Origin of the sequence: Rhizomicrobium sp. (assembly GCA_037200385.1) — a bacterium.
Taxonomy (GTDB): domain Bacteria; phylum Pseudomonadota; class Alphaproteobacteria; order Micropepsales; family Micropepsaceae; genus Rhizomicrobium.
Genome location: JBBCGL010000001.1, coordinates 1,312,686 through 1,323,840 on the forward strand (window position 1 = coordinate 1,312,686; position 11,155 = coordinate 1,323,840).

The 11,155-nt window shown below is 63.5% G+C and carries 9 protein-coding genes; 1 reads left to right on the forward strand and 8 read right to left on the reverse strand.

Annotated elements, in window-relative coordinates:
- Positions 1–32: 32 nt before the first annotated feature.
- From WDM91_06365 to WDM91_06400, 8 genes are all read right to left on the reverse strand, one after another.
- Entirely contained in the window at positions 33–2,063 is a 2,031-nt protein-coding gene (locus WDM91_06365) for a TonB-dependent receptor (GenBank protein ID MEI9994198.1), read from the reverse strand.
- A 278-nt stretch (positions 2,064–2,341) separates the two neighbouring features.
- A complete protein-coding gene (locus tag WDM91_06370) occupies positions 2,342–3,304 on the reverse strand; it encodes an oligopeptide/dipeptide ABC transporter ATP-binding protein (GenBank protein ID MEI9994199.1) in 963 nt (320 codons plus the stop codon).
- Positions 3,297–4,274, reverse strand: a complete 978-nt coding sequence (locus WDM91_06375; protein ID MEI9994200.1) for an ABC transporter ATP-binding protein — start codon at positions 4,272–4,274, stop codon at positions 3,297–3,299. Before WDM91_06375 ends, WDM91_06370 begins: the two co-directional genes overlap by 8 nt.
- 11 nt (positions 4,275–4,285) lie before the next feature.
- The gene (locus WDM91_06380) at positions 4,286–5,134 is read right to left on the reverse strand and encodes an ABC transporter permease subunit (GenBank protein MEI9994201.1); all 849 of its coding nucleotides are present in this window, start codon (positions 5,132–5,134) and stop codon (positions 4,286–4,288) included.
- Between the two features lie 23 nt (positions 5,135–5,157).
- Complete coding sequence (locus tag WDM91_06385; GenBank protein ID MEI9994202.1) at positions 5,158–6,159, reverse strand: ABC transporter permease; 1,002 nt, start codon at positions 6,157–6,159, stop codon at positions 5,158–5,160.
- Between the two features lie 27 nt (positions 6,160–6,186).
- Positions 6,187–7,767 (reverse strand): ABC transporter substrate-binding protein, encoded by a 1,581-nt coding sequence (locus WDM91_06390; GenBank protein ID MEI9994203.1) that lies wholly within the window; start codon positions 7,765–7,767, stop codon positions 6,187–6,189.
- Positions 7,761–8,999, reverse strand: coding sequence for a serine hydrolase domain-containing protein (locus WDM91_06395; GenBank protein MEI9994204.1), 1,239 nt, complete (start codon positions 8,997–8,999; stop codon positions 7,761–7,763). The genes WDM91_06390 and WDM91_06395 overlap by 7 nt, the downstream gene beginning before the upstream one ends.
- Positions 8,881–9,813 carry a 3-keto-5-aminohexanoate cleavage protein gene (locus WDM91_06400; GenBank protein MEI9994205.1) on the reverse strand — a complete coding sequence of 311 codons (933 nt, stop codon included), beginning with the start codon at positions 9,811–9,813 and terminating at the stop codon, positions 8,881–8,883. The genes WDM91_06395 and WDM91_06400 overlap by 119 nt, the downstream gene beginning before the upstream one ends.
- A gap of 90 nt (positions 9,814–9,903) precedes the next feature.
- On the opposite strand from WDM91_06400, the gene WDM91_06405 reads away from it, so the two are divergent.
- Positions 9,904–11,154, forward strand: a complete 1,251-nt coding sequence (locus WDM91_06405; protein MEI9994206.1) for a sarcosine oxidase subunit beta family protein — start codon at positions 9,904–9,906, stop codon at positions 11,152–11,154.
- The last annotated feature ends 1 nt before the right edge of the window (position 11,155 follow it).

The following is an 11,155-nucleotide window of genomic DNA, read 5'->3' on the forward strand; positions in this document are numbered from 1 at the left end:
GCGCGCCGCGCCGCCCGCGTGGAAAACAGCCGTCAGAAATCCTTGCGTAGCCTGATGCCGATCGTCCTGGGCTGACCGACGTTGAAAAGCCGCGTATTGGGAAGCGACGGATCCGCCTCGAATGCATATTCGACGACTTTGTCCGTCAGGTTATCGGCAAACAGAGTGACGGCATAGCCTGGGCCGTCGGCTTCCAGCTGAAGATTGAGGAGCTGATAGGCGCGCAGGCGCTGCGCCGGATTGTCGTCCGCGAAGTTATAGCGCGACGCGACGAAGGAGGCGTCGCCGCGCAGCGCCGCCGACCAATCGTCCGAGATCGGCCAGCGATATTCGGCGCCCAAGCTCACCTTCCACTGCGGGACGAGCGGAAGCTGGTTGCCTTTCAGCGCTTCGGTCACGGGCCCGGACGGCGTGTTGAGGATGACCGTATCGGAGAGCGTCGCATCCGTGTAATTGCCGCTGAAGTTCAGCGTGAGGCGTTCCGTCAGCCTGGCCAGTCCTTCCAGTTCGACGCCCTTGCTGGTCGCGCCGCCGGCATTGTAGGTGCCGTTGAACACGGCCGCGCTGGCCGGCAATTGGATATTCTGCCAGTCCATGTAATAGGCCGCGAGATCCAACGTCAGGCGATTGTCGAACAGATCGGCCTTGACGCCGACTTCGTAGTTCCAAATCGTGTCGGGCTTGAACGTCAGCGGAAGAGGCACGCCAAGCAGATCGAAGATGGGCTTGCTCGGGTTGGCGCCGCCGGGACGAAACCCCTTGGACACCGTCGCATAGGCCATCGTCGAATCCGCCAAATTGTATTTGAGGCTCACCCGCGGCGCGAGTCCCGACGTGTTCTCCACGGAGGTGTTCACCAAGCCCGGGCCGGCGAACGCACCGGAAACATCGGTGTGGAATCGATCGTCTTCGTTGAAGTACCGCAGGCCCGCCGAAGCCTCCAACAGATCGGTGATGTGCCAGGTCAAGGCACCGTAAACGGCCCATTGGCGGAACCGGTAATTGAAATCGCCGTCAAGCAAAGGGCCCAAGTCGGGCGTGGTATCGATGCTGTTCAGATCGGAACGCGTGCTGTTCTTGTAAAAGGCGCCGACGATCCATTCCAGCGGCCCGGACTGGTTCGACACGACCCTGACTTCCTGCGTGAAGATGTTGTAGTCGATCTTGTCCGGCGCGACGGCCGTCACGCCCGGCGGCAGGATGCCGAAGCCGGCGCCGGTATCGTCAGTCTTGCTCTCGGTCTGGCGCCCGAAATACGACGTCGACGATACGATGCTGGCCCAATCGGCATCGTATTTCACGGTCAGATTGTAGCGCTGGAAATTGTCGACGCGGCTTTCAGGCACGTAGCGGAACTGCTGCAAGTCCCCGTCGGATATGAAGGAGCCGTTGTTGCGCTGGTTCTCGCCCTGATAGGCCAGCGATACGGTAAGCGCCTGCGTCGGCGTCCAGGCCAGAATGCCGCGATAGTTCGTGGAACGCGAATCGTTCACGTCATTCTTGTGGAGCACCTGATTGTCGATGAAGCCCGCATCGTTGCGCCAGCTGCCGACCACCCGCAGCGCAAGCTCGTCCTGCACGATGGGTATGTTGACCATGCCGTCGGCGCTGTAATTTTCGCCGCCGTGGGACGTGTTGGACGTCATGCCTTGGATGGCGCCGGAAAAGGCCGACGCATCGGGCTGATGCGTGATGATCCGGATCGTGCCGCCCAGCGAGGATTCGCCGAACAGCGTCCCTTGAGGACCGCGCAACACCTCGACGTGGTCGACATCGAACACCTTCACATCGGGCTGGGCGGTCGGATCTGCGGTAATCGGCATCTCGTCGAGATAGAAGCTGACGCTCGACTCGCCGGTCTGCGTTGAAATTCCGCGGATCGTGACCCGGTTCAGGCCCGGCGCGAACGACGCGAATTCGAGACCCGGCACCTTGTCCGCGAAGTCCTTCAGATTGTCCGCGCCCAGCTTGCGCAACGTCGCATCGGTGAAAGCCGTTATGGACATCGGCACGGTCTGGATGGCCTCCGGGCGGCGCGTGGCGGTCACGACGACGGTTTCCACGCCGCCTCCGCCTTGGGCCCTTTGTGCGACAGCCGTATCCGCAGTCTGCGCCCATCCCGGCGACGCCCCACAAGCCAGCGCCAGAAGCGACACTGCCCCAAGGCTATGTGCCCGCATGCCTTTAAGACCCGCACTCGTCATCCCAACCCCCTACTCGCTGCAACTGGCCGGCTGCCGTCGCAGCGACGGACAGCCGGTACACATTCCCCGTCACAAAGAATAAGTTATTCTGAATTGATATGTCAATTCAGAATATGAATATTTTGTGCCAGACGGTCTTACAGGGACTCGCTGCGCCAGCAGCGCACACGCCGCTCCGGCTGATGCAAAATGGAGTCGAGTTTCTGGGGCTGCTCGCAACCGGCGCCTGCGAAGGAGCATCGCGTCCGGAACGCGCAGCCGACCGGCGCCACAGCCGCATCAGTATCGGTATCGCCCCGATCCTCGATATCGAGGAACGTCCCACCGTCGAGCGTCGGCACCGAAGCCAGCAGCTCTCGCGTATAGGGATGACGGGGATTCTCCAATACCGCTGCTGCCGGCCCCTCCTCCACGATCTGGCCGAGATACATGACGATAATGCGGTCTGCGAGATGGCGCACGACGGACACGTCGTGACTGATCAGCACATAGGTCAGGCCTCGCTGTGCCTGAAGTTCGAGCAGAAGATTCAAAATCTGCGCCTGAACGGAGATGTCCAGAGCCGAGGTCGGCTCATCCAGCACGATCAGCCTGGGTTCAAGCACAAGCGCGCGTGCGATCGCTATGCGCTGCCGCTGCCCGCCCGAAAATTCGTGCGGAAAGCGGTCGGCGCGATCGAGCGGCAATCCGACTTTCTCCATCATCTGCGCGACGACCGCGCGCCGCGATGCGCGGCTTCCGATCCCCTGCGCCACAAGCGGCTCGGCGATGATGTCGCCAACCCGCATGCGGGGATTGAGGGACGACTGTGGCTCCTGGAAAACCAGTTGAACGCTGCGGCGGAACAGCTTCTCGGCGGGCCGGCCGCCGGTTACGACAGGACGGCCCTCGAACCGGATCGCGCCGTCCGTCAACGGAACCAAATTCACGATCGCTCGCGCGAGCGTGCTCTTGCCGCAGCCGGATTCTCCGACCACGCCGAGCGTCAGGCCGGACCTCAGCTCGAAGGAGACATCGCGGAGCGCGAAAACGCCTCGCCGGCGTCCCGGCGCATCGTAGCGCACCGTTGCATGGTCGACCATCAGCACCGCATCATCCATGCGCAGATGCCTCCTGCACGGCCCAGCATGCCGTTTCATGCGTCTGCGAAAGCGGCGTGAAGCCGGGCTTGACCCGGCACGCCTCATGCGCCAAGCCGCAGCGCGGCGCGAACCGGCAACCGACCGCGCGTTGGGACGGGCCGGCGGTCGCCCGCAAAGTCGGTATTGCCTGTTTCGATGCGTAGCGCTCCGGCGATGCGGCAAGAAGCGCCTGCGTGTAGGGGTGCGCCGGAGACAGAAGGACGTCGGCCGTTCGTCCCTGCTCCACGATCTGGCCGGCATGAATGACGTAGACGCGATCACAGAGGTGGCGGACGATGCCCATGTCGTGCGTTATAAGAAGGACCGACGTACCGGAGCGTCGCGCCTTGTCGCGCAGAAGACGCAGGATCTTCGCCTGCACCGTAACGTCGAGCGCCGTCGTCGGCTCGTCCGCCACCAGCACGGCGGGCGAGCATGCAAAAGCCATTGCGATAAGCACTCTTTGCCGCATGCCGCCGCTCAACATGAAAGGATAGGCGCGCATGATTCTTTCGACGTCGACGATCTGCATGTCGGCGAGCAGGCCCTTGGCCCGCGCCGACGCCTCGCGGCTGGTGGTGCGGCCATGACGCCGGACGACCTCCGCGATCTGATCGCCGACACGCAGCAGCGGATCCAAGGCGTTGGAGGTCTCCTGAAAGATCATCGAGATCTTCGCGCCGCGGAAGTCCTCGAGCTCCGGCTCCCGCATCGCCAGCATGTCTTTTCCCAGCACCCGGATCGTGCCGCTGGCGGACCATCCCGCCTTCGGCAGAAGGCGCAGCAATGTGGTCGCCGTGACGGACTTGCCCGACCCGGATTCTCCGACCAATCCCACGATCTCGCCGGCGCCGACCGCGAGCGCGATGGCGTCGAGCACCGGCAAGGGGCCGTTGTCCGTGGCGAAGGCAAGGCTGAAGCCATCGATTTCTACGACGTGATCGCTCATCGCATCGGCCGCTATTTCTCTCGCCGCGGGTCGACCAGCGGGCCGATCGCATCGCCGATGAGGTTGAACGCCAGCGCCGTCATCAGGATCGCCAGGCCGGGCAGCAACGCGTACCACCACTGGCCAAGAATGTAGGGCTGGCCGGCATTGACCATCGCCCCCCATTCGGCGAGCGGGGGACGCGCACCAAGCCCGATGAAGCTCAACGTCGCGACGCCGAGCATCGCATTGCCGACGTCGAGCGTCGCCAGCACCAGCATGGACGAGAAGACGTTGGGAATGACATGGCGGACGAGAACGTGCCAGCGGCCGGCGCCGAAGGTTCGCGCCGCCTGCACGAAGTTCCGTTTGCGTATCCCCAGCGCCAGCCCGCGCGCGACACGGCCATAGCCGGGGATGCCCAGCACGCCGATGGCGATCATGGCATTGATCAGGCTCGGACCCAGCGCGGCCGCCAGCGCCAATGCAACGACCAGTCCGGGCAGTGCCATCACGATATCCATGATGCGCATGATGAGGGCATCGATCCAGCCGCCCGCGAGACCGGAAAAACAGCCGATCAGCGTGCCCGCGCCGGCGCCGATCGCGACCACGCCGAGGCCCACGCCCAACGACGCATGGGCGCCCCACAGAATGCGCGAGAAGATGTCCCTGCCGACTTCGTCGGTCCCGCCCCAGTGCGCCAGGCTCGGAGGCGCCAGCCGGGCTGCCGCATCGATGAGATCGGGATCATATGGCGCAATCAGCGGCGCCAGGCAGGCGCCGGCGAACACGACGCCGAGAATGATCAAGCCGGTTATCGACAAGGGGCTCGAGACGAGATGCCGCAACAGCTCCCGCCCGGGAGAACGCGTCGTCATCGTTGTCTCTGCGAACCCGCTCACTACCCGATCTCCCGGATCTGCGGATCGATCGCAAGATAGATGAGATCGACGGCGAGGTTGGCCAGCACATAGACCAGCGACACGATCACCGTGAATCCCATGATGACGGGGAAATCGAGCGCGAAAATCGCGTTGAGGACATAGGAACCGGCGCCCGGCCACGCGAATATCGTCTCGACCACGATGGAGCCGAACAGCAGGGAGCCGATCGCCAGGCCGGCCACGGTCACCAACGGCAAAAGGGCGTTGCGCAGCGCATGGCGAAGGATGATCGTCCAGCGCCGCAGGCCCATCGCCCGGGCGGTGCGCACATAGTCCTCGTTCAAAGCCTCCAGCATCGACGTGCGTACCAGCCGCATGAATCCGCCCATGGTGGAGAACGAAAGCGTCAGCACCGGAAGGATCATGTGCGCCAACGCGCTGTCGAAGACGGCGACGTCGCCCGCCAGCAAGCTGTCGACAAGAAGCATGCCGGTGACGACGGGCGGCGGCGTGAGCGCCGGATCGAGCCGCCCGGCACCGGGCAGAAGATTCCATTCCCCGTAAAGGAGCAACAGAAGCAGCAGCCCCAGCACGAAGCGCGGCGTCGATACGCCTGCGATGGCGAGGAGGCGCAACAGATGGTCGATCCAGCTATCGGCATAGACCGCCGACAGGACGCCGAGCACGAGCGCCAGCGCGATCGAGACCAGGAGCGCGGCCAGCATCAGCTCCACAGTCGCGGGAAAATATTCGAACAGTTCGGTCAGGACGGGGCGATGCGTCAGCACGGATACGCCGAGGTCACCTCGGACCAGTTGCGCCAGATAGGCGAGGTATTGGACATAGAGCGGCCGGTCGAGACCCAGCTGTTGCCGGATTTTGGCGATGGCCTCGGCGCCGGCATGCGGTCCGGCGACGAGTTGCGCCGGATCGCCCGGAATCAAATGGGAAATCGCGAAGGTCAGCAGGGTCACGCCCAGCAGCACGCCCACAAGCATGCCGAGGCGCCGCACTATCATCGTTGATATGGACAAGGGCGATCCCGATCAGGCGGAACGACGCAACATCGCGTCGGCGTTGTATACCAGCGGCCGCCAAGCGCTGTATTCCATCCCGGCGATTTCGTCGCGGTACCCGAGCAAGGCGTGCGGCGAGAATAGGAAGATGCGCGGCATGTCGGCGAGGATGAGTTTCTCGGCCGCCCGGTAGAGCGAGAGCCGCGCGTTGGCGTCCAGCTCGGCCTGTGCCTGCAGAAGCAGGCGATCGACCGCGTCGTTGCCGTAGAAGGCGGTGTTGCCGCCCGCGCCGGAATTCTTCGAGAAGTAAAGAGGAAAAAGCACGAGCCAGGGATCGGCGAAGGCCGGGACGAAATTGTTGATGGCGAGCTCATACTCGCCGCCCAGGCTCTTGCTGACGAACGCCGACGGCGCCACGGGCTCCAAGGTCAACTTGACCCCGATGTCCGCGAAATTGCTTTGTATCATGAGCACGGTGGAATCCACCGTGCTGCCGCCCTGAACATAGCTCAGCGTCAAGCCCAACGTGGGATGTCCCGCCTGCGCCATCAGCGCCTTGGCGGCGGCGACATCGCGCTTCATGACCGGTAACGCGGCGTCGTATCCCGGCATGCCCTGCGGAATGGGACCGGAGCACGGTGTCGCGCGTCCGAGCAGGACGGATTTGATGATCTGTTCGTAGTCGACGGCCAATGCCAGGGCCCGGCGTACGCGCACATCCGACAGGATCGGGTGGCGATTGTTGATGTCGATAAACACGATCTGCGGGCTGACCTTGTCGAAGAGAGCCGCGCCGGGCGTTGCGCGAAAGCGTTCGCTGTCGTCGATGCTGATCCCTTCGCAGATATCGATCTCGCCCCTGCCCAGCTCAAGGCGGCGCGCATTCGGCTCCTTGACGAAGCGGAAAACGACCCGATCGAAATATCGGGGCGGGGTCGGATAGTGCGGGTTGGAAGACATGACGAGTTGCTGGCCCCGTTCCCAACGCTCGACCTGATAGGGACCGCTGCCGGCGCTGTTTTCCGACAGCCATGCGGCGCCCTGGTCGCCGTTCTTCTCGTGCGCAAGCACCTTCGGATTGACGAACTCGACCGTGATGGCGAGGAAGTTCAGGAAGATCGCGAACCGCTGATGAAGCTCGAAGCGCAATGTGTGGTCATCCACGACGTCATAGCGCTTGAGCCAGAAGAAGTTCGCCGCGAGCGCGGGTTGCAGGCTCAGCGCGCGTTTGAGGCTGAACGCGAACGCGTGCGCCGTCACCGGCGTGCCGTCGCTGAACCGGCGATCGGTCTTCAGACGAAACGTCCAGATCAGGCCGGACGGATCGGCTTCCCAGCGCTCCGCCAGGACGCCCTCGAATTCGCCGGAGGGAACGCCGTCACGGATCACTTCGCGCAACAGCCTTTCGTACGCCAGTTCCATGACCGAACCGTCGGTGAGGGATGCTTCGAAGGCCGGATCGAGATTGCGATCGTCGAGCGCGCGACCGATGACCAATGTTTTTCTGCTCGATGACGGCGTCTTGGCACCGCGGCTGCAACTGGCGGCGACCATGAGAGACGCTCCCAGGAGCGCCAAGACCGGGCGCCGGGCGATGGGATTGTTCAACATCGGACATTCCTTTTGTCGAGGCCCCGGTGCATCGCAGAGGTTGCCAGCGTCGCGCCGAGATCCAACACGTCGTCGCGGGATGCATGGACCGGATCGTCGGTGTTCACCATGACCGCCACCGCGAAACCGGCGTCGGGATAGCATTGCACGTCGGTCCGGTATCCCGGTGTCCATCCGCCATGGCCGAAGCGGCGCCCGAGCGGACCGTCGGCAGCCAGAACGCCAAGGCCATAGATACCCGTCAGAGGCGGCGGTGTAGGCTGTCCGCTGGCGACGATCTCGTCGCGATAGGCCTTTTCCGCTCCGCCCAGAAGCCGATGGGCGAAAATTGCCATGTCGGACGCTGTGCTCGCCCATCCTCCACCGGCCCATTCGCTGCCGGGATGAAGGGTCAGCGCACCATTTTCCATCGATCGCCGCGGCAACGAGAAGGGATTGAGTCCACGGAAGCCCGGCACCAAGCCCGAGATATGCCGATGCTCGGCGGCATGGGTCGCCGTCAGATCCCAGGGGGCAAGAAAGTACTGCCGGACCAGATCGTAATATCGTGCGCCCGATGCGGCCTCGATGACCAGCCCAGCGACGAGATAGGCGGCATCGCTGTAGGCGAACCCAGTGCCGGGCTCGAACAGCGCGGGCCGGTCGAGAACAAAGCCGATCAACATCTCCGGCGGAAAGACCAGATCGGGGTTCGCGGAAAGCGCGATGGCGCTGGGCTGGAAAGCATCGGCCGTGATGTAGTCGTTGAGACCGGCACTATGGTTCAGCAGATGACGCAGGTGGAGATGGCGGCCGTTCGGAAGGCGGGAAAACCACGGCCGATTCCCGATATGGCGTTCGATCGGTTCATCGAGGTTCAGCACGCCTTCGGTTTCGAGTCGTTTGGCGAGCGCGCCGACATACATCTTGCCGACGCTTGCCTGGAGCATCACCGCGTCGACACCCATGGGCACACCCGCATCCGGATCCGCATAGCCGGCCGCCGCGCGCCAAGTCGTGCCGTCGTCGAACGCAATGGCGGCCGTAGCGCCGGGAAAGCCCCGCGTGCCGCGCATTTCTTCAAGCAGATCGGAAAAGTCGGATTCCACGATGTCGGCTCCAGAAACCGGCATGTCAGAAGTTGACCTTGTCGGCGCCCTTGGTGCCCAGCATAGCGCGCGCCTCGTCCGGCGTGGCGATCTCGATCGAGAGATCCTCGAGAATGCGGCGGATCCGCCGCACCTGATCGGCATTGGACTTCGCGGGTTGTCCTTTGGCTTCCCACAGGCTGTCCTCGATTCCCACCCGCACATTGGCGCCCAGGATCGCTCCCAGCGTGACGAACTTCATCTGGTTGCGGCCCGCGGCGAGATTCGACCAGTAGTATTGATCACCGAAGAGCTCGTCAGCGGTCTGTTTCATGTGCAGGACATGCGCCGGAAGCGCACCCAATCCGCCGACGAAGCCGTAGACCGACTGGATGAAAAACGGCGGCTTGACCCAGCCCTGATCCGCGATGAACCGCAACGTGTGCAGGTGACCGATATCGAAGCATTCGAACTCGAACCGGACGCCGCGCTTCTCGCCCAGCTCGCGGGCGATGTATTCCATGTTCTCGAACGTGTTCACCGTATTAAAGTTCTTCGTCATCGCCATGAGCTCGCGTTCCCAGGGATGCTTGAACTTGCCTTCGTAGCGCGGAACCATCGCGAACAACGCCGCGTTCATCGGCCCCAGGTTGAATGAGCAGATCTCCGGCGCGAACCGCTCCGGCGCCAGCATCCGCTCCTGGAACGTACCCGGCTGCCCCGTCGTGATGTTGATGACGGCGTCGGTCTGCTGCTTGATGCGCGACAGGAATTGTCCATAGACGTCGGGATCCGTCGTCGGCCTGCCGTCGCGCGGATCGCGCGCATGGAGGTGGATGATCGCCGCGCCCGCATTCGCGGCGGCCACGGATTCTTTCACGATCTGGTCGGGCGTGATCGGCAGGTATGCCGATTGACAGGGAAAATGCACCGCTCCCGTGACGGCGCAGGTGATGATCGCCTTCTTCGCATGAATCATGACGAGGCTTCCTCCAGCTTGTCAGAGAAACTAGCATAGTATATTCTCATATGGAATGTTTAATTCCAAAATGATATATCCAGAGGGCATATGCGCTTCGGCCTCGCCGGACTTTTGAAGAACGCGATCCGGCAAAACCGCGACTGGCCCGAACAATGGCCTTCGCCGCAACCGAAAGCCCGCTATGACGTCGTCATCGTCGGGGGCGGCGGCCATGGACTCGCGACCGCATACTATCTCGCTGTCGAACACAGATTGCGGAACATCGCTGTGGTCGAGCGCGGCTGGCTGGGCGGCGGCAATACCGGCCGCAATACGACCATCATCCGCTCGAACTATCTCCTCGAGGAAAGCGCCGCGCTTTACGATCACGCGCTGACGTTTTGGAAGGACCTCAGCCAGGCCCTGAACTACAATGTCATGTATTCGCCGCGCGGCGTGCTGACGCTGGCGCATTCGGCGAACGACATCCGCGTTCTCAAGCGTCATATCTACGCCAACCGGCTTGCCGGAATCGACAATGAATGGCTCGAGCCCCATGAGGCGAAGGCGTTCTGTCCGCTGCTCGACATCGGCCGCGACAGCCGCCATCCCGTGGAAGGCGCGGCGCTTCAGCGTATCGGCGGCACGGCACGCCACGACGCGGTCGCCTGGGGATATGCGAGGGCGGCAGCCGCTCTGGGCGTGGACATCGTCCAGAACTGCGAGGTCATGGGAATACGGCGCGACCATAGCGGCGCGGTCTGCGGCGTCGAAACGACACGGGGTGCGATCGGCGCGCCGAAAATCGGCATCGCTGTTGCCGGGCACAGCACCCGCCTGCTGGCGATGGCGGGACTGCGCGCGCCGATCGAGAGCTTTCCCCTGCAAGCGCTGGTCTCCGAGCCGCTGAAGCCGGTTCTGCCCTGCGTGGTCATATCCAACACCATCCAGGCTTACGCCTCCCAATCCGACAAGGGCGAGCTCGTCATCGGCGGTCAGGCCGACGCCTATCTCTCCTATTCACAGCGCGGTGCACTGCATGTGACGGGGCACACTTTGGAGGCCCTGTGCGAGCTCTTCCCGGCATTTCGCCGCCTGCGGATGATGCGCAACTGGGCCGGCACCGTCGACATCGCGCCGGATCGCTCGCCGATCATCGACAAGACCGACGTGCCCGGCCTCTACGTCAATTGCGGCTGGGGCACCGGCGGATTCAAGGCGACGCCGGGATCGGGCCATGTCTTCGCGTGGACGATCGCGAAGGACGAGCCGCATCGCCTCAATGCTCCGTTCGGCTTCGACCGTTTCCGCACGGGCCGGCTGATCGACGAAGCCACCGCCGCCGGCGTCACCCATTAAC

Bases quoted from the DNA above. Each gene is read 5' to 3' on its own strand.
- WDM91_06375 (MEI9994200.1), bottom strand. From the start codon at position 4,274: ATGAGCGATCACGTCGTAGAAATCGATGGCTTCAGCCTTGCCTTCGCC.
- WDM91_06370 (MEI9994199.1), bottom strand. From the start codon at position 3,304: ATGGATGATGCGGTGCTGATGGTCGACCATGCAACGGTGCGCTACGAT.
- WDM91_06385 (MEI9994202.1), bottom strand. From the start codon at position 6,159: ATGATAGTGCGGCGCCTCGGCATGCTTGTGGGCGTGCTGCTGGGCGTG.
- WDM91_06400 (MEI9994205.1), bottom strand. From the start codon at position 9,813: ATGATTCATGCGAAGAAGGCGATCATCACCTGCGCCGTCACGGGAGCG.
- WDM91_06390 (MEI9994203.1), bottom strand. From the start codon at position 7,767: ATGTTGAACAATCCCATCGCCCGGCGCCCGGTCTTGGCGCTCCTGGGA.
- WDM91_06405 (MEI9994206.1), top strand. From the start codon at position 9,904: ATGCGCTTCGGCCTCGCCGGACTTTTGAAGAACGCGATCCGGCAAAAC.
- WDM91_06395 (MEI9994204.1), bottom strand. From the start codon at position 8,999: ATGCCGATCAGGTGCGGCGGATCCGCCGCATTCTCGAGGATCTCTCGA.
- WDM91_06380 (MEI9994201.1), bottom strand. From the start codon at position 5,134: ATGACGACGCGTTCTCCCGGGCGGGAGCTGTTGCGGCATCTCGTCTCG.